The sequence below is a fragment of the Acidovorax sp. 100 genome (genome assembly GCF_003688355.1).
Classification (GTDB): domain Bacteria; phylum Pseudomonadota; class Gammaproteobacteria; order Burkholderiales; family Burkholderiaceae_C; genus Acidovorax; species Acidovorax delafieldii.
In genome coordinates this window covers 276181-293800 of the sequence record NZ_REFD01000001.1, presented here as the reverse complement: position 1 = coordinate 293800, position 17620 = coordinate 276181, and the positions used below count along the sequence as shown (strand labels likewise).

The 17620-nt window shown below is 60.9% G+C and carries 28 protein-coding genes and 1 tRNA gene; 23 read left to right on the top strand and 6 right to left on the bottom strand.

Annotated features, from left to right (window positions below):
- Nucleotides 1–134: 134 nt before the first annotated feature.
- From rplN to C8C96_RS01365, 18 genes are all read left to right on the top strand, one after another.
- Nucleotides 135–503, top strand: coding sequence for a 50S ribosomal protein L14 (rplN, locus tag C8C96_RS01450; RefSeq protein ID WP_007861702.1), 369 nt, complete (start codon nucleotides 135–137; stop codon nucleotides 501–503).
- A 9-nt stretch (nucleotides 504–512) separates the two neighbouring features.
- On the top strand, nucleotides 513–833 hold the full coding sequence (gene rplX / locus C8C96_RS01445) for a 50S ribosomal protein L24 (protein WP_008906524.1): 321 nt from the start codon (nucleotides 513–515) through the stop codon (nucleotides 831–833).
- A 9-nt stretch (nucleotides 834–842) separates the two neighbouring features.
- Nucleotides 843–1382 carry a 50S ribosomal protein L5 gene (rplE, locus tag C8C96_RS01440; protein WP_005793632.1) on the top strand — a complete coding sequence of 180 codons (540 nt, stop codon included), beginning with the start codon at nucleotides 843–845 and terminating at the stop codon, nucleotides 1380–1382.
- An 8-nt stretch (nucleotides 1383–1390) separates the two neighbouring features.
- Complete coding sequence (gene rpsN / locus C8C96_RS01435) at nucleotides 1391–1696, top strand: 30S ribosomal protein S14 (RefSeq protein WP_015016017.1); 306 nt, start codon at nucleotides 1391–1393, stop codon at nucleotides 1694–1696.
- Nucleotides 1697–1716: 20 nt separating this feature from the next.
- Nucleotides 1717–2112, top strand: a complete 396-nt coding sequence (gene rpsH / locus C8C96_RS01430; protein ID WP_005793636.1) for a 30S ribosomal protein S8 — start codon at nucleotides 1717–1719, stop codon at nucleotides 2110–2112.
- 25 nt (nucleotides 2113–2137) lie between these two features.
- On the top strand, nucleotides 2138–2671 hold the full coding sequence (gene rplF / locus C8C96_RS01425; protein ID WP_056065384.1) for a 50S ribosomal protein L6: 534 nt from the start codon (nucleotides 2138–2140) through the stop codon (nucleotides 2669–2671).
- Nucleotides 2672–2682: 11 nt separating this feature from the next.
- On the top strand, nucleotides 2683–3048 hold the full coding sequence (rplR, locus tag C8C96_RS01420) for a 50S ribosomal protein L18 (protein ID WP_005793639.1): 366 nt from the start codon (nucleotides 2683–2685) through the stop codon (nucleotides 3046–3048).
- A 17-nt stretch (nucleotides 3049–3065) separates the two neighbouring features.
- Nucleotides 3066–3584 (top strand): 30S ribosomal protein S5, encoded by a 519-nt coding sequence (rpsE, locus tag C8C96_RS01415; protein WP_015016014.1) that lies wholly within the window; start codon nucleotides 3066–3068, stop codon nucleotides 3582–3584.
- A 14-nt stretch (nucleotides 3585–3598) separates the two neighbouring features.
- Nucleotides 3599–3781, top strand: coding sequence for a 50S ribosomal protein L30 (gene rpmD, locus C8C96_RS01410; RefSeq protein WP_005793644.1), 183 nt, complete (start codon nucleotides 3599–3601; stop codon nucleotides 3779–3781).
- A 10-nt stretch (nucleotides 3782–3791) separates the two neighbouring features.
- On the top strand, nucleotides 3792–4223 hold the full coding sequence (gene rplO, locus C8C96_RS01405; protein WP_056065387.1) for a 50S ribosomal protein L15: 432 nt from the start codon (nucleotides 3792–3794) through the stop codon (nucleotides 4221–4223).
- A 24-nt stretch (nucleotides 4224–4247) separates the two neighbouring features.
- Complete coding sequence (gene secY / locus C8C96_RS01400; protein ID WP_056065391.1) at nucleotides 4248–5567, top strand: preprotein translocase subunit SecY; 1320 nt, start codon at nucleotides 4248–4250, stop codon at nucleotides 5565–5567.
- A 137-nt stretch (nucleotides 5568–5704) separates the two neighbouring features.
- Nucleotides 5705–5818, top strand: coding sequence for a 50S ribosomal protein L36 (gene rpmJ / locus C8C96_RS01395; RefSeq protein ID WP_005793651.1), 114 nt, complete (start codon nucleotides 5705–5707; stop codon nucleotides 5816–5818).
- Nucleotides 5819–5841: 23 nt separating this feature from the next.
- Nucleotides 5842–6207 (top strand): 30S ribosomal protein S13, encoded by a 366-nt coding sequence (rpsM, locus tag C8C96_RS01390; protein ID WP_008906516.1) that lies wholly within the window; start codon nucleotides 5842–5844, stop codon nucleotides 6205–6207.
- A gap of 16 nt (nucleotides 6208–6223) precedes the next feature.
- Entirely contained in the window at nucleotides 6224–6628 is a 405-nt protein-coding gene (gene rpsK, locus C8C96_RS01385) for a 30S ribosomal protein S11 (protein WP_005793662.1), read from the top strand.
- 90 nt (nucleotides 6629–6718) lie between these two features.
- Nucleotides 6719–7342 carry a 30S ribosomal protein S4 gene (gene rpsD, locus C8C96_RS01380; RefSeq protein WP_055395681.1) on the top strand — a complete coding sequence of 208 codons (624 nt, stop codon included), beginning with the start codon at nucleotides 6719–6721 and terminating at the stop codon, nucleotides 7340–7342.
- Nucleotides 7343–7455: 113 nt separating this feature from the next.
- Nucleotides 7456–8448, top strand: a complete 993-nt coding sequence (rpoA, locus tag C8C96_RS01375) for a DNA-directed RNA polymerase subunit alpha (protein ID WP_005793666.1) — start codon at nucleotides 7456–7458, stop codon at nucleotides 8446–8448.
- Between the two features lie 154 nt (nucleotides 8449–8602).
- On the top strand, nucleotides 8603–8995 hold the full coding sequence (rplQ, locus tag C8C96_RS01370; protein WP_008906513.1) for a 50S ribosomal protein L17: 393 nt from the start codon (nucleotides 8603–8605) through the stop codon (nucleotides 8993–8995).
- A gap of 22 nt (nucleotides 8996–9017) precedes the next feature.
- Nucleotides 9018–9094, top strand: a tRNA-Met gene (locus C8C96_RS01365).
- 158 nt (nucleotides 9095–9252) lie between these two features.
- On the opposite strand, the gene nhaR is transcribed toward C8C96_RS01365, so the two are convergent.
- Nucleotides 9253–10149: a transcriptional activator NhaR gene (gene nhaR, locus C8C96_RS01360; protein WP_099729096.1), complete on the bottom strand. Its 897-nt coding sequence runs from the start codon at nucleotides 10147–10149 to the stop codon at nucleotides 9253–9255.
- Nucleotides 10150–10297: 148 nt separating this feature from the next.
- On the opposite strand from nhaR, the gene C8C96_RS01355 reads away from it, so the two are divergent.
- A complete protein-coding gene (locus tag C8C96_RS01355) occupies nucleotides 10298–10846 on the top strand; it encodes an Rrf2 family transcriptional regulator (protein ID WP_056065396.1) in 549 nt (182 codons plus the stop codon).
- Between the two features lie 87 nt (nucleotides 10847–10933).
- Here the strand turns inward: C8C96_RS01355 and C8C96_RS01350 are convergent, their stop codons facing one another.
- The 5 genes from C8C96_RS01350 to C8C96_RS01330 all read right to left on the bottom strand — a co-directional run bounded on the left by C8C96_RS01350 (nucleotide 10934) and on the right by C8C96_RS01330 (nucleotide 13572).
- Nucleotides 10934–11527, bottom strand: coding sequence for a MarC family protein (locus tag C8C96_RS01350; protein WP_015016008.1), 594 nt, complete (start codon nucleotides 11525–11527; stop codon nucleotides 10934–10936).
- Nucleotides 11524–11937 carry a VOC family protein gene (locus C8C96_RS01345; RefSeq protein WP_056065399.1) on the bottom strand — a complete coding sequence of 138 codons (414 nt, stop codon included), beginning with the start codon at nucleotides 11935–11937 and terminating at the stop codon, nucleotides 11524–11526. Before C8C96_RS01345 ends, C8C96_RS01350 begins: the two co-directional genes overlap by 4 nt.
- A 51-nt stretch (nucleotides 11938–11988) precedes the next feature.
- Nucleotides 11989–12363 carry a hypothetical protein gene (locus C8C96_RS01340; protein ID WP_099729098.1) on the bottom strand — a complete coding sequence of 125 codons (375 nt, stop codon included), beginning with the start codon at nucleotides 12361–12363 and terminating at the stop codon, nucleotides 11989–11991.
- Between the two features lie 64 nt (nucleotides 12364–12427).
- Nucleotides 12428–12799, bottom strand: a complete 372-nt coding sequence (locus tag C8C96_RS01335) for a TraR/DksA family transcriptional regulator (protein WP_056747886.1) — start codon at nucleotides 12797–12799, stop codon at nucleotides 12428–12430.
- A 125-nt stretch (nucleotides 12800–12924) separates the two neighbouring features.
- Nucleotides 12925–13572, bottom strand: a complete 648-nt coding sequence (locus C8C96_RS01330; protein WP_108498674.1) for a glutathione S-transferase — start codon at nucleotides 13570–13572, stop codon at nucleotides 12925–12927.
- A 122-nt stretch (nucleotides 13573–13694) separates the two neighbouring features.
- On the opposite strand from C8C96_RS01330, the gene C8C96_RS01325 reads away from it, so the two are divergent.
- From C8C96_RS01325 to C8C96_RS01310, 4 genes are all read left to right on the top strand, one after another.
- Nucleotides 13695–14066 (top strand): DUF2946 family protein, encoded by a 372-nt coding sequence (locus tag C8C96_RS01325; protein WP_199737423.1) that lies wholly within the window; start codon nucleotides 13695–13697, stop codon nucleotides 14064–14066.
- An 80-nt stretch (nucleotides 14067–14146) separates the two neighbouring features.
- Nucleotides 14147–16477 carry a TonB-dependent receptor gene (locus tag C8C96_RS01320; protein WP_121941177.1) on the top strand — a complete coding sequence of 777 codons (2331 nt, stop codon included), beginning with the start codon at nucleotides 14147–14149 and terminating at the stop codon, nucleotides 16475–16477.
- A 14-nt stretch (nucleotides 16478–16491) separates the two neighbouring features.
- Entirely contained in the window at nucleotides 16492–17052 is a 561-nt protein-coding gene (locus C8C96_RS01315) for a YcnI family protein (protein WP_060987455.1), read from the top strand.
- A gap of 63 nt (nucleotides 17053–17115) precedes the next feature.
- Nucleotides 17116–17601 (top strand): copper chaperone PCu(A)C, encoded by a 486-nt coding sequence (locus C8C96_RS01310; RefSeq protein WP_056065416.1) that lies wholly within the window; start codon nucleotides 17116–17118, stop codon nucleotides 17599–17601.
- The last annotated feature ends 19 nt before the right edge of the window (nucleotides 17602–17620 follow it).

The following is a 17620-nucleotide window of genomic DNA, read 5'->3' as shown; positions in this document are numbered from 1 at the left end:
AAGTTTCTGCCCAGCGGGAAGTGCTGCAAATGGTTTGCGGTGCGGACGACGGGCCCAAGACTGACTGGCTGATTTGCAGCCCTTGAGAAGTTCTCTGGGGCTGTTGTCTTCTGGTGCAAGTTGGGAATATTGAAATGATCCAGACAGAATCTCGGTTAGAGGTTGCCGACAATACCGGCGCCAAGTCCGTCCTTTGCATCAAGGTGCTGGGTGGCTCGAAGCGTCGCTATGCAAGCGTTGGCGACATCATCAAGGTGAGCATCAAAGAAGCCGCTCCACGTGGCCGCGTCAAAAAAGGCGAGGTTTACAGCGCAGTGGTGGTTCGCACGGCGAAGGGTATTCGTCGCGGCGACGGTTCGCTCGTCAAATTCGACGGCAACGCAGCAGTGTTGCTGAATGCAAAGTTGGAGCCCATTGGCACCCGCATCTTTGGACCCGTGACGCGTGAACTGCGTACCGAGAAGTTCATGAAGATCGTGTCCCTGGCTCCTGAAGTTCTCTAAGGACGCGCCATGAACAAGATTCGCAAGGGCGACGAAGTCATCGTGCTGACCGGCCGTGACAAGGGCAAGCGTGGCACTGTGTCGCTGCGCAAGGATGACTCTCACCTCGTCATCGACGGTATCAACCTGGTCAAGAAGCACGCCAAGCCAAACCCTATGAAGGGTACGACGGGCGGCATCATCGAAAAGGCCATGCCGATTCACCAGTCCAACGTGGCTATCTTCAATGCCGCTACTGGCAAGGCTGATCGCGTGGGCATCAAGGTGCAGGCTGACGGCACGCGCGTTCGCGTGTTCAAGTCCAGCGGCGCTGAAATCAAGGCGGCCTAAGGGGTAAACATGGCACGACTCCAAGAAATTTACCGCGACAAGATCGCTCCCGAGCTGACCAAGCAGTTCGGTTACACCTCGCCGATGCAGGTTCCCCGTCTGACCAAGATCACCCTGAACATGGGCGTGAGCGAAGCAGTCTCGGACAAGAAGGTGATGGACAACGCTGTGGCCGACCTGACCAAGATTGCTGGTCAGAAGCCTGTGGTGACCAAGGCCAAGAAGGCTATCGCTGGTTTCAAGATCCGCGAAGGTCAGGCCATTGGTTGCATGGTCACGCTGCGTGGCGTGCAGATGTATGAGTTCCTGGATCGTTTCGTGACCGTGGCGCTGCCCCGCGTTCGTGACTTCCGTGGTATCTCCGGTCGCGCCTTCGATGGCCGTGGCAACTACAACATCGGCGTCAAAGAACAGATCATCTTCCCTGAAATTGAGTACGACAAGGTTGACGCCCTGCGCGGTCTCAATATCAGCATCACCACGACGGCCAAGTCCGACGAAGAAGCCAAGGCGCTTCTCGCTGGTTTCCGTTTCCCGTTCAAGAACTGAGGCGAAGCATGGCTAAAGTAGCTTTGATCCAGCGCGAACTGAAGCGCGAAAAACTGGCAGCCAAGTACGCAACCAAGTATGCGGAACTGAAGGCAATCGCTGGCGATGCCAAGCGCAGCGACGAAGAGCGTGATGCAGCCCGTCTGGGCCTGCAAAAGCTCCCGCGCAACGCAAACCCCACACGTCAGCGTAACCGTTGCGAAATCACCGGTCGTCCACGTGGCACCTTCCGTCAATTCGGTCTGGCTCGCGCCAAGATCCGCGAACTGGCTTTCAATGGCGACATCCCAGGTGTCACCAAGGCCAGCTGGTAAGCAGGCAGGAGAGATTAAACATGAGCATGAGTGATCCCATCGCTGACTTGCTGACCCGCATCCGTAATGCACAGATGGTCTCCAAGGCCACGGTTCTGGTGCCATCTTCCAAAGTGAAGATCGCCATCGCCCAGGTGCTGAAGGACGAAGGTTATATCGACGGCTTCCAGGTCAAGACCGAAGCTGGCAAGTCCGAACTCGAAATTGCCCTGAAGTATTACGCAGGCCGTCCAGTGATTGAGCGCATCGAGCGCGTCAGCCGCCCTGGTCTGCGTGTCTACAAAGGCCGTGATTCCATTCCACAAGTCATGAACGGTCTGGGTGTGGCAATTGTCACAACGCCCAAGGGCGTGATGACCGATCGCAAGGCGCGCGCTACCGGTGTCGGTGGCGAAGTGCTCTGCTACGTGGCCTAACCCGCGGCATTGAGGAGAAACTGAAATGTCCCGAGTAGGAAAAATGCCCGTGACCATCCCCGCAGGTGTGGATGTGTCCGTGAAGAGTGACCAGATCTCCGTGAAGGGTTCTGGCGGCACCCTGTCGCTGGCGCAAAACGCGCTGGTGAAGGTGTCCAGCAATGAAGGCAAGCTCAGCTTTGAGCCTGCCAATGATTCCCGCGAAGCCAATGCCATGAGCGGCACGATTCGCCAGTTGGTCAACAACATGGTGGTCGGCGTCAGCAAGGGTTTCGAAAAGAAGCTGAGCTTGGTAGGCGTGGGTTACAAGGCTGCTGCAGCCGGTTCCAAGCTGAACCTGGCCGTCGGCTATTCGCACCCGGTCAACATCGAGATGCCCGCTGGTATCACGGTTGCCACCCCTACCCCCACTGAAGTGGTGATCAAGGGTGCTGATCGTCAACGCGTCGGTCAGATCGCCGCTGAGATCCGTGCTGTTCGTCCACCCGAGCCCTACAAGGGCAAGGGCATTCGCTACGCGGACGAAAAGATCACGATCAAAGAGACCAAGAAGAAATAAGGAGCTGCAACATGTTGACCAAGAAAGAGCAGCGTCTTCGTCGTTCGCGCCAGACCCGCATCCGCATTGCACAGCAAGGCGTGGCGCGTCTGACCGTGAACCGTACGAACCTCCATATCTACGCCAGTGTGATCTCCGGCGACGGCAGCAAGGTGCTGGCAAGCGCTTCGACGGCAGAAGCCGACGTGCGCAAGTCGCTCGGCGGTTCGGGCAAGGGTGGCAATGCCGCTGCAGCCCAGATCATCGGCAAGCGTATCGCTGAAAAGGCGAAAGCTGCAGGTGTCGAGAAGGTTGCATTTGATCGCGCAGGCTTTGCTTACCACGGTCGCGTCAAGGCTTTGGCCGACGCAGCCCGTGAAGCCGGCCTGCAGTTCTAAGCGGAGCGGAATAAAAAATGGCTAAATTTCAACCCAAAGTGCAAGACGAAGGTCGTGACGACGGTCTGCGCGAAAAAATGATCGCGGTCAACCGCGTGACCAAAGTCGTGAAGGGTGGCCGTATTCTCGGTTTCGCCGCACTGACTGTGGTTGGCGACGGTGATGGCCGCGTGGGCATGGGTAAGGGCAAGTCCAAGGAAGTGCCTGCTGCTGTGCAAAAGGCGATGGAAGAAGCCCGCCGCAACATGGTCAAGGTGTCCCTGAAGAACGGCACCATCTATCACAACGTGACCGGCCACCATGGCGCGGCGGTGGTGATGATGGCTCCCGCACCCAAGGGTACCGGTATCATCGCTGGCGGTCCTATGCGCGCAGTCTTTGAAGTACTGGGTGTGACCGACATCGTGGCCAAGAGCCATGGTTCGTCCAACCCCTACAACATGGTCCGTGCTACCTTTGACGCGCTCGTCAATTCGACGACTCCGTCGAACGTTGCAGCCAAGCGCGGCAAGACAGTCGAAGACATCTTCGCCTGAACCGGAGCCTGAATATGACAACGCAACAAACCGTCAAGATTCAACTGGTGCGCAGCCCGATCGGCACCAAGGAATCGCACCGCGCCACCGTCCGTGGCCTGGGTCTGCGCAAGCTGAACAGCGTCAGCGAATTGAAGGATTCGCCCGAAGTTCGCGGCATGATTAACAAGATCAGCTACCTGGTCAAAATCGTCTGAGAGATAGATCATGGAACTCAATAGCATCAAGCCCGCAGACGGCGCCAAGCATGCCAAGCGCCGCGTAGGCCGTGGTATCGGCTCCGGCCTGGGCAAGACCGCTGGCCGTGGTCACAAGGGCCAAAAGTCCCGCTCTGGTGGCTACCACAAGGTGGGCTTCGAAGGCGGTCAAATGCCGCTGCAACGCCGCTTGCCCAAGCGCGGCTTCAAGTCGCACCTGCTCAAGTTCAATGCAGAAGTTACGCTGACGGCGCTGGACCAACTGGGCCTGGCCGAAGTGGATGTGCTGGCGCTGAAGCAAGCTGGTCTGGTGGGCGAGCTGGCCAAGGTGGTCAAGGTCATCAAGAGCGGTTCCCTGAGCAAGGCAGTCAAGCTGTCTGGCGTGGGTGCTACGGCTGGTGCCAAGGCAGCCATCGAAGCTGCTGGCGGCAGCGTCGCCTGAGTGTGGCACTGAAGGAAGGCATCTGTGGCTACTAGCGCGGCTCAAATTGCAAAGACCGGAAAATTCGGCGACCTGCGTCGTCGTCTGGTTTTTCTGTTGCTGGCGCTGGTCGTATACCGCATCGGGGCTCATATCCCTGTGCCTGGTATCGATCCAGCCCAACTTCAGCAGCTGTTCAGTGGCCAGCAGGGCGGCATCCTGAACCTGTTCAACATGTTTTCGGGTGGCGCGCTGTCGCGTTTCACAGTGTTCGCACTGGGGATCATGCCGTACATCTCGGCATCGATCATCATGCAGCTGATGACCTACGTGCTGCCCGCGTTTGAGCAGTTGAAGAAGGAAGGCGAAGCTGGTCGCCGGAAGATCACGCAATACACCCGTTACGGAACCCTGGGCCTGGCCCTGTTCCAGTCTCTGGGTATTGCCGTGGCTCTCGAAAGCTCTGCTGGCTTGGTTCTGAGCCCCGGTTTTGGCTTCCGCCTGACTGCGGTGGTCAGTTTGACGGCCGGAACCATGTTTCTGATGTGGTTGGGTGAGCAGATCACCGAGCGTGGTCTGGGCAACGGGATTTCGATCCTGATCTTCGGTGGTATCGCCGCCGGGTTACCCAGTTCGATCGGTGGTCTTCTGGAGCTGGTTCGTACTGGCGCGATGAGCATCCTGGCAGCCATCTTCATCGTTATCGTGGTGGGTCTGGTGACTTACTTCGTGGTGTTTGTGGAGCGTGGTCAGCGCAAGATCCTGGTGAACTATGCACGGCGACAAGTTGGCAACAAGGTGTATGGCGGTCAGTCATCGCACTTGCCCTTGAAGCTGAACATGGCTGGTGTGATTCCTCCGATCTTCGCGTCGTCGATCATCTTGCTGCCTGCGACTGTGGTGAACTGGTTCAGTGCTGGTGAATCGATGCGTTGGCTCAAGGACATCTCGGGTGCACTGACTCCAGGTCAGCCGATCTATGTGATGTTCTATGCCGCTGCGATCATCTTCTTCTGCTTCTTCTACACGGCGTTGGTGTTCAACAGCCGCGAGACAGCAGACAACCTGAAGAAGAGTGGCGCGTTCATCCCAGGCATTCGTCCCGGTGAACAGACTGCCCGTTACATCGACAAGATCCTGGTTCGCCTGACCTTGGCCGGTGCCGTGTACATCACCTTCGTGTGTCTGTTGCCGGAGTTTTTGATCCTGAAGTACAACGTACCGTTTTACTTTGGCGGAACTTCACTGCTGATCATCGTGGTGGTGACCATGGACTTCATGGCCCAGGTCCAGAACTACATGATGTCGCAACAGTACGAATCGCTGCTCAAGAAGGCGAACTTCAAAGGCAGTGCAGGCGGTTGACATCACGAGGGCAGCGCCCAGCGCTGCCTGCAAAGAGTTGGATATCGGTTGAGTTGGCGCCCCACGATTTTTCGCGGGCACAAATTGTGTTCCGTGCGAAGCAGCCGGGACGGATGGAAAAGTTTTAGGAGAATGCAATGAGAGTTTCGGCTTCGGTCAAAAAAATCTGCCGCAACTGCAAGATCATCCGCCGCAAGGGTGTGGTGCGCGTGATCTGCACGGATCTGCGTCACAAGCAGCGCCAAGGTTGATTGGAAAGTATTAGAGGACGCATATGGCACGTATCGCTGGCATTAACATTCCGCCGCACAAGCACGCGGAAATCGGTTTGACCGCCATTTTTGGCATTGGTCGCACCCGCGCTCGCAAGATCTGCGAAGCAACTGGTATCGCTTACTCCAAGAAGATCAAGGATCTGACGGACGGCGATCTGGAAAAAATTCGCGAGCAAATCGAGCAGTTCACCATTGAAGGTGACCTGCGCCGCGAAACCACGATGAACATCAAGCGTTTGATGGACATCGGCTGCTATCGTGGCTTCCGCCATCGCCGCGGTCTGCCAATGCGTGGTCAGCGCACCCGTACCAATGCTCGCACTCGCAAGGGTCCGCGCAAGGGTGCAGCTGCACTGAAGAAATAAAGATTGAAAGATCATCATGGCTAAGTCTCCTGCCAATAACGCAGCTCAGCGCGTTCGCAAGAAGGTCCGGAAGAATGTTTCGGACGGCATTGCACACGTGCACGCCTCGTTCAACAACACCATCATCACGATCACCGACCGTCAGGGCAATGCTCTGTCGTGGGCTTCGTCCGGTGGCCAAGGTTTCAAGGGTTCGCGCAAGTCCACCCCATTCGCAGCCCAGGTGGCTTCGGAAGTGGCCGGTCGCGCTGCCATCGATCAAGGTATCAAGAACCTTGACGTTGAAATCAAGGGCCCAGGTCCTGGTCGTGAGTCTTCGGTGCGCGCATTGGGCGCACTGGGCATCCGTATCACATCGATCTCCGATGTGACCCCGGTGCCACACAACGGCTGCCGCCCTCAAAAGCGCCGTCGTATCTAATCTCTCTAAGCCCACCGCCGCCTGTGAACGCGCAAGCGCCTCAGGCGGCTCCCGCAATGGTTTGCGGTAGATGACACAAAGGAAGCTCAAGTGGCACGTTACCTCGGCCCCAAGGCCAAACTCTCCCGCCGTGAAGGCACTGACCTGTTCCTGAAGAGCGCACGCCGCTCTATCGCTGACAAGTCCAAGTTCGACTCCAAGCCTGGTCAGCACGGCCGCACCTCGGGTGCCCGCACCTCTGACTACGGTCTGCAACTGCGTGAAAAGCAGAAGGTCAAGCGCATGTACGGCGTGCTGGAAAAGCAATTCCGCCGTTACTTCGAAGCCGCCGAAGGCAAGAAGGGCAACACTGGCGCCAATCTGTTGTTCCTGTTGGAATCTCGTCTCGACAACGTCGTGTACCGCATGGGTTTCGGCTCCACTCGCGCTGAAGCGCGCCAGCTGGTGTCGCACAAGGCGATCACCGTGAACGGCAAGTCCGTGAACATCGCTTCGTACCTCGTGAAGACGGGTGACGTGGTGGCTGTGCGTGAAAAGTCCAAGAAGCAAAATCGCGTGGTGGAAGCCCTGCAACTGGCAGCTCAAGTGGGCATGCCCGCATGGGTGGAAGTGAATGCCGATAAGGCAGAAGGCATCTTCAAGAAGGTGCCAGACCGCGATGAGTTTGGCGCCGACATCAACGAATCGCTGATCGTTGAGTTGTACTCGCGCTAATCGGTCGAGTACGTAATTCAAGAAAACCGTCCCTGAACCGCGAGGCATCGCGGTTTAGGCGCTTCACCAGCCTTACCGGTGTAACGAGCTGGGGGTATTGAGAGGAAGTCTGAATGCAAACCAATTTGCTGAAACCCAAGGCGATCAATGTCGAGCAGCTTGGCCACAACCGTGCCAAGGTCGCACTGGAGCCGTTCGAGCGTGGGTACGGCCACACGCTGGGCAACGCCATTCGGCGCGTCCTGCTCTCGTCCATGGTGGGTTACGCAGCGACGGAAGTCACCATTGCAGGCGTTCTGCACGAGTATTCGTCTATTGACGGTGTTCAAGAGGATGTCGTCAATATCCTGCTGAACCTCAAGGGTGTGGTGTTCAAGCTCCATAACCGTGATGAAGTGACGTTGAGCCTGCGCAAAGATGGCGAAGGTGTGGTCACTGCCCGTGACATCCAGACCCCTCACGACGTGGAAATCGTCAACCCTGATCACGTGATCGCCAACCTGTCTGCTGGCGGGAAGCTGGACATGCAGATCAAGGTAGAGAAGGGTCGCGGCTATGTGCCCGGCAATCTGCGCCGCTATGCCGACGAATCGACCAAATCGATTGGCCGCATCGTGCTGGACGCGTCGTTCTCCCCTGTGAAGCGTGTGAGCTACACCGTGGAAAGCGCCCGTGTGGAGCAGCGTACCGACTTGGACAAGCTGGTGGTCGAGATCGAGACCAACGGCGCGATCACTGCCGAAGATGCCGTGCGGGCATCTGCCAAGATCCTGGTGGAACAGCTGGCGGTATTCGCGCAGCTGGAAGGCGGCGAGCTGGCTGCGTTCGACGCACCCGCAGGCCCACGTGGCAATGCGACGTTCGATCCGATCCTGCTGCGTCCTGTGGACGAGCTGGAACTGACCGTGCGTTCTGCCAACTGCCTGAAGGCGGAGAACATCTACTACATCGGTGATCTGATTCAGCGCACCGAGAACGAGCTGCTCAAGACGCCTAACCTCGGCCGCAAGTCGCTCAACGAAATCAAGGAAGTGTTGGCATCGCGTGGCCTCACCTTGGGCATGAAGCTTGAGAACTGGCCGCCAGCAGGTCTGGACAAGCGGTAAGCCAAAGCTATAATCAAAGGCTGCTCAAATTTTGGGCGCCCGGTTTGATGTCCCCCGCAAGGGGGACTTTTCGTTCCCTCAAGGGAACAGTGCCTCGGACAGTACCTGATACGGCTGCCTGATTTAATTACATAGACAGTAGAAAGAAAGCACCATGCGCCACGGACACGGCCTTCGCAAACTCAACCGCACCAGCTCGCACCGCCTCGCGATGCTGCAGAACATGATGAACTCGCTCATCGAGCACGAAGTCATCAAGACCACCGTCCCCAAGGCCAAGGAACTGCGCCGCGTGATCGAGCCCATGATCACCCTGGCCAAAGAAGATTCTGTCGCCAACCGCCGCCTGGCATTCAACCGTCTGCGTGACCGTGACAGCGTGACCAAGCTGTTCAATGACCTGGGCCCACGTTTCAAGGTGCGTCCTGGCGGTTACACCCGCATTCTGAAGATGGGCTTCCGCGTGGGCGACAATGCGCCTATGGCCCTGGTCGAATTGGTCGATCGTGCTGCAGAAACCGAAAATAATTCGGCAGCAGCTGAATAATAGGGTATAATTTATTTCTTACCGCGCGATGGAGCAGTCTGGTAGCTCGTTGGGCTCATAACCCAAAGGTCGGAGGTTCAAATCCTTCTCGCGCAACCAAAACATAGCAAGCATTGCTAAAAGAAAACGCCCACTCCACAGTGGGCGTTTTTGTTTGTGCTCTCACTCGTTGCTTGTGCTCCTCTATGAGGGCGCGAGCTGGCGTGTTGATGGCAACTTGTTCCTCCTGCGCAGAGCGCCATCGCGCTCCTGCCGGCTCAGTGAGCGAACAGATCTGCCTTGGCGGCCTTGGTGATGGCCACCACACAGGGGTGCGTAATGCGCCTTTCAATGGAGATGGCAAAGAATTCCTCCACCAAGTCTGAGGAGCGGCCGATAACCTCCACGCCAAACTGAGCAGTGGTCTCCTCTTCCAGCACGGAGGGGGATGTGAAGATGCCTCGGCCTTCCCGCCCAAACGCATTCATCAACGCGCTGTCGTCAAACTCGCCGACGAGACGGGGTTGCAGGTGGTGCTTGTTCAGCCAGTGGTCGAGTTGCTGGCGAACGGACGACATGGGACCTTGGATGAGCATGGGCGCACCGTGCAGGCACTGGGGGAACGGCCCCTCCAACTGCGCCCGCAGGGCGGGAGCGCACAGAAAACTCATGCTGCTGGTGCCCAGTGGGTGGTTGAAGGCTTTGACGCCGATCTTGTTGGAAACAGGCTCGTCTGCCAGCACGAGGTCCAGCCGGTGCAGGCTCAACTGCGCAATCAATTCGGGGAACTTGCCCTCATGGCAGGTCATGTGCACGCGCTGCGGCATGCCCAGTGCGGGCTCCAGCAGGTGGTAGGCCACCGACTTGGCGATCGAGTCGGCCACCCCCACGCGGAATTCCAGCGGCTTCTCTTGTCCACGCGCCAGCCGGATGGATTTTTCCAGCTCGTCGCCCAGCGCGAAGATCTGTTCGGCATACCCCAGGGCCACACGCCCCTCACTGGTCAGCTCCAGTCCCCGTCCCCTTTTCCGGAACAGGTCGTGGCCAAGCCATTCTTCCAGCTGCTTGATCTGGCCGGACAGTGTTTGCGGAGTGGTGTTGAGCTGCTCACCGGCCCGCATCACACCGCCAGCCTTGGCAACCGTCCAGAAATAGCGCAGGTGCTTGAAGTTCATACTGTCAATGCTTCGTATAAATCGAAGAATAAAACTCAATAAAACGAATATACGCGAAGTATGAAATTCTCTACATTGACGTTTGGCAGCTTCCGTGGCGATCTGCGCTGCGGCCTGGAGCTGCCTGTGTTCACAAGGAGTAGCAACGATGCGTATCACGACCCGAGGACAGCTGGCGGTGTCCGCCATGACCGACCTGGCCCTGCGCCAGAAGATGCGGCCCGTGCCCTTGTCCACCATCAGCGCACGGCAGGGGATTTCTCTGTCTTACCTTGAACAGCTGTTCAGCGCACTGCGCCGCGCCGGCTTGGTAGACAGTACCCGAGGGCCCGGTGGCGGCTATACCCTGGCGCGGCAAGCGGAGCAGGTATCGGTGGCTGAAATCATCCTGGCGGTAGAAAACCTCAAGACCGACGAGCTGCAGAACCTGGGGCCCAGTCAGGCCGCCCAGGTCAAATCCATGACGGGAGAACTGTGGACCAGCTTCAACTCCCGGGTGATGGAGTACCTGCAGTCGGTGACGCTTCAGGACCTTGTCACCCAGGCGCTGGAGCAGGGCACGGTCGTGGAAGAGAAGGCTCCTGCTGCGCGGGCCAAGCTGCCGCTGGCACCCAAGCCCCGCCCTTTGATGGCGCGGGTCAACGTGCCCAACTCGGTGTTTGCCCTGGGGACCATGCCGATCCTGCAGCGTCGCTGAAGGAAGCGGCCGCCATATGGTGCTGCGGGGCGCTGTGAACGGCGCCACGCACACACGAGGGCGGTGGCCAGCGGCTCCTGGCGCGGGCTACAGCTGGTGCGCCAGCTGCTTGATTCCCCGGATCAGCATCTCCACCGAGATCGCGACCAGGATCAGGCCCATCAGGCGTTCAAACGCCATCACCACGCGTTCGCCCACCAGGCGCTGGATGCGTTCGGCCAGCAGCAACACCACGGCACATACGGCCATGGTGACGCACAGTGCGCCCACCCATTCCCATCGCCGCTCGGGGGCCTGGGCCACCAGCAGCATCACCGTGGCCAGCGCCGAAGGGCCTGCCAGCGCGGGGATGGCCAGCGGCACGATCAGCGGCTCGCCCGGTAGCTCCGCCTGTGGTCCGTCCGCCGACGGAAAGATCATGCGCAGTGCGATCAGAAACAACACCACGGCACCGGCAATCTGCAGCGACAAGTCGCTCAAATTCATGACCCGCAGGAACTCCGCTCCGAAGAACAGGAACACCAGCAGCAGTGCAAACGCAATCAGCACCTCCCGCAGGATCACCCGCGCCCGGCGCTCGGGCGCCACGCCCCGCAGGGCATTGGCAAAGATGGGGATGTTGCCCAGCGGATCGGTGATCAGCAGGAGCAGGATGGTGGCCGACGCGAAGGTGTAGCTCACGTTGCGTACACCGCGTCCAGCGAGCGAAAGCCCTTGATCTCGATCGGGTTGCCGCTGGGGTCGTGGAAGAACATCGTCCACTGTTCGCCCGGCTGGCCTTCAAAGCGCACCTGCGGCTCCAGCACGAAAGCGGTGTCGGCGGCCTTCAGTCGTGCGGCCAGCGCATGCCAGTCGGGCAACTCCAGGATGGCGCCGAAGTGCGGCATGGGCACCAGATGGTCTCCCACGTGCCCGGTGCGGGCGCTGGCAAAAGGCGTGCCCAGATGCAACGAGATCTGGTGGCCGAAGAAGTCGAAGTCCACCCAGGTGTCGGTGCTTCGGCCCTCCAGGCAGCCCAGCACGCCGCCGTAAAAGCGCCGGGCGGCATCCAGGTCGGTGACGTGAAAGGCGAGGTGAAAGAGGCTGCGCATCCCACAGAGGATAGCAGCCAGTGCCACGCCTTGGCATGGCCTGCAGGTCGGTCAGGCGACCGACGGATCGGCGGCCATGTTGTCAAACTTCTTGAAGTACTGGCGCGCCATGGCCACCAGCTGGGCGTCGGTTGGGTGGTCTGCGGCCACCGAGTCCACCACCACGCCGGCCACGGCCGCATGGTGTTTGGCGGCCCAGTCGCGGAACTGGTTGCGCACCAGGCCCGGGCCGGCCAGCAGCACCTCGCGGGTGTGGGTCAGTGTCTGGGCGATATCGGCGAAAAACGGCGCGAGGTCGTCGGCCTTGCCCTGGTGCTTGTGGTGGCTGCGGGACTTGATGCGCTGGGCTTCCGCGTGTTCGCGATCGAACATCACCACATGGGCTTCGGATTGGTCCATCCAGACAACGGCGTGAAAAGTGCTCATGAATCGGCTTTCTTAAAGGAGTGACAAAAAACGGGAAAGAAGCAGCCTGAGTGCGTGCATTCGCTCATGCCGCCCGCCGGTGTTGCTCGGCCTTTTCCTGGCAATGCACACAGCGTGCGGCCTCGGGCGTGGCGTGCAGGCGGGCGGCGGTGATGTGGGTGCCGCAATCCGTGCACTCGCCGTAGGTGCCGGCTTCGATGCGGGCCAGGGCGGCCTCGACAGCCGCCAGGTGTGCGGTCTCGCGTTCGTCCAGGGCAAATTCCAGCTCGCGTTCGGTGGCAACCTGGGCACGCGGGTCTTCCGGTTGTCCGAAGTGGTCGGCGGCGGCCTCGGCGCGGCCGATGACACCACCGCGCTGCGCGGCCAGCTGGGCCAGCAACTCGGATTGCTGGGCCAGTAACTGCTGGCGGAATGGTGCGGCTTGGGTCTTGTCCATGCGGGGTCTCCTCGAGGTGATCGGATACCTGCATGGTGCGCCCGTGCGCGGCGCGCTGGGTTGACCAAGGTCAAGGGATGGCGCGCGGTGTGTCCCCACCCTGGTGACACCGCTGCGTGGCGGGCTCAGCGCTTGGGCGGACGCGCCAGCATCTCGGCGGTGTTGGTCTTGCGGTCCGCATTCACGCGCTGCACATGAGGGCGTTCGGCCATGCGGGCGAGGTAGTCGCGCACAGGCAGGTCGGCCAGGTAGTCCTTGCCGTAGATGATCTTGGTGGCGGAGCTGACCAGCGGCAGGTGAACGACGGCCGCGCAGTCGGCCATCGTGAAGGTGTCGCCGCCCACGTAGGGGCTGAACTTTGCCAACTGGCCGAAGGCGGCAATGTTCTTCTGCAGCTGTGCGCCCACCTTTTCCTTGGCGGTGTCGCTCACGGTGCCGCCAAAGAACGCCTGCGGATACAGGTTGCGAGCCACCAGCTCCAGGTGCAACTCCAGAAAGGTGATCAGCTCGCGCACCTTGGCGGCCTGGAAGGGGTCGGCCGGGATCAGTGGGTGATCGGGGTGGGCGGCTTCGATGTAGTCGGCGATCACCGCCGATTCACACAGCGCTCCCTGCGGCGTGCGCAGGTAGGGCACCTTGCCCAGCGGGCTGGCGCTGCGATCGGTCTCGCCCACCCAGGCCAGTTCTTCGGTGAACGGCAGGCCCTTTTCGAGCAGCGCAAGCTTGACCTTGTTGTAGTAGTTGCTGGCCGAAAAGCCGCAGAGTGTGAGCATGGTGTGTCTCCGATGTGTTGTAGGGGCAAGCGCACATCCTAGGCCCGCACCTGGTGCGGGGCGGTCACGCAGATGACCCGTACGGTGGCTGGCGCGGACTGCGCACCTACAATGGCGCTTCCATGTCGTTGCCGTCCCTCCAAACCATCCGCAGCCTTCGCTGGCTCGCCCGCTGTGTGCTGGCGTGGTTTGTGTTGTCGATCGGCGTGGCCGTTGCGTCGCCGCTGGTGCACCCGCAGGCCATGGAGCTGATCTGCTCAGGCTCAGGGGCGATCAAGGTGCTGGTCAAGACCGACGAGGGCGCCAAGGAGCTGCCCAGCCACACGCTGGACTGCCCGCTGTGCGCGCATGTGGGCGCTCCCCCTCCCGCATCGCAGGCCCAGCTGCCTGTGGTCCACCCGCTGGCGCATGCCCTGCGCCCCATCCCTGCCGCGCACATTGCAGCGCGCACCGCTGCGCCCCTGCCGCCGCGCGGGCCCCCATCGCTCTCCTGAAATCGCTATTGATTCGATAGCTGCTGGCGCATGATTCACTTGCGCTTGCGGCCTATTTGGTTTGATTTTCAGGAGTTTCCATGCGCAAAAGCCGCATGGCGCTGGCCGTGGCCAGTGCCTTTCCCCTCGCCCTTGGCATCGCGTCCGCTGGGGCTTCATCCGCTTTCGCCCAGACCGCTGACAGCACCAGCACCACCAGCCATGCCCCGGCCAAGGAACTGGGCGTGGTCACCATCACCGGCGGCCAGCCCACCTCGCTGCCCACGCAGATCCCCACCACCATCGAGGTCGTGACGCGCGAGCAGATCGAGCATGCGATCAACGCCACCGACAGCGAAGACGCCCTCAAGTACCTGCCCAGTCTGCTGGTGCGCAAGCGCTATATCGGCGACTACAACCACGCCGTGCTGTCCACCCGCGCCTCGGGCACGGGCAACCCGGCGCGGTCCATGGTGTTTGCCGATGGCATTTTGCTGAGCAACTACCTGGGCAACGGCCCCACCAACGCGCCGCGCTGGATGCTGGTCACGCCAGAAGAGATCGAGCGCGTGGACGTGCTCTACGGCCCGTTTTCGGCCGCCTACGCAGGCAACTCGGTGGGCGCGGTGGTGGACTACGTCACGCGCATGCCGACAAAGTTCGAGGCGCACGGGCAGGTCAGCTATCAACACCAGCCCTTTGACCTGTACAACACCAACGGCACCTACGGCGGCAAGCAGGTCAGCGCCTCGGTGGGCAACAAAAATGGCGACTGGTCGTGGTTCCTGAACTTCAACAAGACCGACAGCGAAGGCCAGCCGCTCACCTTCCCCACACGCCTGGTGTCTGCAGGCACCGTGGGCAGCGCAGGCACACCCGTGACGGGCGCAGTGCTGGGCAACAACCGCAGCAACCAGCCCTGGTACCTGCTGGGCACGGCCACCCAGTACCACACGCAGCAAGACCACATCAAGGCCAAGATCGCCTACGACTTTTCGCCCACCGTGCGCGCCGCCTACACCTTTGGCTGGTGGCACAACGCATCCGAAGGGCGGCCCACCAGCTACCTGCGCGATGCCAACGGCAATGCGGTCTACAGCGGCACGGTCAACATCAACGGCCGCTCGTTTGCGCTCGCGCCCACGGACTTCAACGTGTCCAACGAAGACCTCACACATTTCATGCACGGCCTGTCGGTCAAGAGCCGCACACAGGGCGTGTTTGACTGGGAGGTGGCAGCCAGCCTGTACGACTACCAGACCGATACCCTGCGCGCTGCTACCGTGGCGCTGCCTGCCGCGCTGAACGGCGGGGCAGGGCGCATCGTCAACAGCAAGGGCACGGGCTGGAACACGCTGGCCGCCAAGGGCACCTGGAGGCCCGATGGGCTGCAGGGCACGCACATCGTGGACTTTGGCTTGCAGCGCGACAGCTACCAACTGCGCACTATCGAAAACGCGACGACGAACTGGATCAGCGGTGATGCAGGCGCCCGCAACCAGGCCTTCAACGGCGACACCCAACTGCTGGGCCTGTGGGCGCAAGACACCTGGAAAATCGCGCCACGGTGGAAGGCCGTGCTGGGCGCCCGCGCCGAGCGCTGGAGCGCCAGCAATGGCCAGACCGGCAACGCCACCACCACGCTGAGCCACCCCGAGCGCAACGAGACCTATGTGTCGCCCAAGGCTGCCGTGGCCTACCAGGCCAGCGACCTGTGGGTGCTCAAGGCCTCCACTGGCCGCGCCGTGCGCATGCCCACCGTGGCCGAGCTGTACCAGGGCGGCATCAACGGCAATGGCACGCTCATCAACAACGACCCCAATCTTAAACCCGAGAAGAGCTGGACCACCGAGCTGACCGCCGAGCGGGACATGGGCAATGGCCTGCTGCGCCTGACCGCGTTTTTTGAGCGCACCAAGGACGCGCTGTACTCGCAAACCAATGTGCTCGTCACACCCAACGTGACCAACGTGCAGAACGTGGATGCCATCCGTACCAAGGGCATTGAGCTGTCGTACCAGGCCGCCAACGTCTTTGTGCGCGGGCTGGAGCTGGGCAGCAGCCTGACCTGGACGGATTCCAAGATCACGCGCAACGACAAGTTCCCGGCCAGCGTCGGCCAATGGCAGCCCCGCATCCCCGAGTGGCGCGCCACTGCGGTGGCCACCTACCGGCCCGATGACAAGTGGTCGTACACCCTGGGCGCGCGCTACAGCGGCAAGCAGTACAGCACGCTCGACAACAGTGACCCCAACGGCTTTGCCTACCAGGGCGCGAGCCGCTACTTCACCACCGATGTGCGCGTGCGCTACCAGATCACCAAAGCGGTCAGCGCCGCCGTGGGCATCGACAACCTCAACAACTACCAGTTCTGGAACTTCCACCCCTACCCGCAGCGCAGCTACATGGCCGAGCTGAAGGTAAGCCTCTGAAAGGAAAATATCCCATGTCTCTGAATACTATGAAAAAGATAGCTGCTGCCGCATGTTTGACTAGCGCTACAGCCCTGTTTGGCACTGCATCGGCCCATGTGGTGCTCGAATACCAGGTGGCCCCGGCCGGCGCCAGCTACAAGGCCGCGTTCAAGGTCGGCCACGGCTGCGGCGCGTCGCCCACGCGGCAGGTCGTGGTGGACATCCCTGCAGGCATGCGCGGTGCACGCCCCATGCCCAAGCCGGGCTGGACGCTGGATGTGCAGCGCGACAAGCTGGCCCAGCCCTACACCAGCCACGGCCGCAGCATCACCGAAGACGTGGTGCGCATCACCTGGACGGCCAAGACGCCGGACGACATGTTGCAAAGCGCGCACTACGACGAGTTTGTGCTCGTGGCCCAGGCGCCGGAGCAGGCGGGCACCGTGTACTGGCCGGTGCGCCAGGTCTGCACCGAGGGCCGAAACGATTGGACCGAGGTGCCCAAGGCGGGCCAGCAGCTGTCGGACCTGAAGTCCCCTGCGGCAGCGCTGGAGATTCTGCCCACCGGTGGCGCCGCTGCCCACAATCATTGACAGTCGGGCCCAGAGCCTGTTGCCGCTTCCTTTTCTTCTCTCGCAAACCGAAAGACATTCACCATGAAAAAACTGCTTCACACCGCTGCCGTCTTTGCCGCACTGCTGAGTGCCCCTGCATGGGCCCAGACCGCCGCCGTCAAGGTCGAAGGCGCCTGGGCGCGTGCCAGCGTGCAGGGCCAGAAGGCCACGGGCGCATTCATGCGCCTGACCGCCAAGGACGGTGCTCGCCTGGTGCGTGCCGAGTCGCCCGCTGCCGGCCTTGCCGAGGTGCACGAGATGAAGATGGAAGGCGACATCATGAAGATGCGTGCGGTGCCTACGCTGGACCTGCCCGCAGGCAAGACGGTGGAACTCAAGCCCGGGGGCTACCACATCATGCTGCTGGACCTGAAGGCACCCCTGGCCAAGGACAGCGCGGTGCCCATCACCCTGGTGTTCCAGGACGCCAAGGGCGTGGAAAGCAAGCTCAACCTCACGCTGCCGGTGGGCACCGCTGCACCCGGTGGCGCCACGGCGGGCAGCATGATGGATGGGCATAAACACTGAGGTGACAGCCGCCGCAGCG

Excerpts from the sequence above, each read along its gene's own strand:
- C8C96_RS01340 (WP_099729098.1), bottom strand. The coding sequence starts at position 12,363 with ATGAGCACTTTTCACGCCGTTGTCTGGATGGACCAATCCGAAGCCCAT.
- C8C96_RS01335 (WP_056747886.1), bottom strand. The coding sequence starts at position 12,799 with ATGGACAAGACCCAAGCCGCACCATTCCGCCAGCAGTTACTGGCCCAG.
- rpmD (WP_005793644.1), top strand. The coding sequence starts at position 3,599 with ATGACAACGCAACAAACCGTCAAGATTCAACTGGTGCGCAGCCCGATC.
- C8C96_RS01355 (WP_056065396.1), top strand. The coding sequence starts at position 10,298 with ATGCGTATCACGACCCGAGGACAGCTGGCGGTGTCCGCCATGACCGAC.
- rpsK (WP_005793662.1), top strand. The coding sequence starts at position 6,224 with ATGGCTAAGTCTCCTGCCAATAACGCAGCTCAGCGCGTTCGCAAGAAG.
- rpsH (WP_005793636.1), top strand. The coding sequence starts at position 1,717 with ATGAGCATGAGTGATCCCATCGCTGACTTGCTGACCCGCATCCGTAAT.
- rpsE (WP_015016014.1), top strand. The coding sequence starts at position 3,066 with ATGGCTAAATTTCAACCCAAAGTGCAAGACGAAGGTCGTGACGACGGT.
- rplQ (WP_008906513.1), top strand. The coding sequence starts at position 8,603 with ATGCGCCACGGACACGGCCTTCGCAAACTCAACCGCACCAGCTCGCAC.
- C8C96_RS01345 (WP_056065399.1), bottom strand. The coding sequence starts at position 11,937 with ATGCGCAGCCTCTTTCACCTCGCCTTTCACGTCACCGACCTGGATGCC.
- C8C96_RS01315 (WP_060987455.1), top strand. The coding sequence starts at position 16,492 with ATGTCTCTGAATACTATGAAAAAGATAGCTGCTGCCGCATGTTTGACT.
- C8C96_RS01320 (WP_121941177.1), top strand. The coding sequence starts at position 14,147 with ATGCGCAAAAGCCGCATGGCGCTGGCCGTGGCCAGTGCCTTTCCCCTC.
- rpsN (WP_015016017.1), top strand. The coding sequence starts at position 1,391 with ATGGCTAAAGTAGCTTTGATCCAGCGCGAACTGAAGCGCGAAAAACTG.
- rplO (WP_056065387.1), top strand. The coding sequence starts at position 3,792 with ATGGAACTCAATAGCATCAAGCCCGCAGACGGCGCCAAGCATGCCAAG.
- rplF (WP_056065384.1), top strand. The coding sequence starts at position 2,138 with ATGTCCCGAGTAGGAAAAATGCCCGTGACCATCCCCGCAGGTGTGGAT.
- rpoA (WP_005793666.1), top strand. The coding sequence starts at position 7,456 with ATGCAAACCAATTTGCTGAAACCCAAGGCGATCAATGTCGAGCAGCTT.
- nhaR (WP_099729096.1), bottom strand. The coding sequence starts at position 10,149 with ATGAACTTCAAGCACCTGCGCTATTTCTGGACGGTTGCCAAGGCTGGC.
- C8C96_RS01330 (WP_108498674.1), bottom strand. The coding sequence starts at position 13,572 with ATGCTCACACTCTGCGGCTTTTCGGCCAGCAACTACTACAACAAGGTC.
- C8C96_RS01325 (WP_199737423.1), top strand. The coding sequence starts at position 13,695 with ATGTCGTTGCCGTCCCTCCAAACCATCCGCAGCCTTCGCTGGCTCGCC.
- rplR (WP_005793639.1), top strand. The coding sequence starts at position 2,683 with ATGTTGACCAAGAAAGAGCAGCGTCTTCGTCGTTCGCGCCAGACCCGC.
- rpsM (WP_008906516.1), top strand. The coding sequence starts at position 5,842 with ATGGCACGTATCGCTGGCATTAACATTCCGCCGCACAAGCACGCGGAA.
- rplE (WP_005793632.1), top strand. The coding sequence starts at position 843 with ATGGCACGACTCCAAGAAATTTACCGCGACAAGATCGCTCCCGAGCTG.
- rpmJ (WP_005793651.1), top strand. The coding sequence starts at position 5,705 with ATGAGAGTTTCGGCTTCGGTCAAAAAAATCTGCCGCAACTGCAAGATC.
- C8C96_RS01310 (WP_056065416.1), top strand. The coding sequence starts at position 17,116 with ATGAAAAAACTGCTTCACACCGCTGCCGTCTTTGCCGCACTGCTGAGT.
- rplN (WP_007861702.1), top strand. The coding sequence starts at position 135 with ATGATCCAGACAGAATCTCGGTTAGAGGTTGCCGACAATACCGGCGCC.
- rplX (WP_008906524.1), top strand. The coding sequence starts at position 513 with ATGAACAAGATTCGCAAGGGCGACGAAGTCATCGTGCTGACCGGCCGT.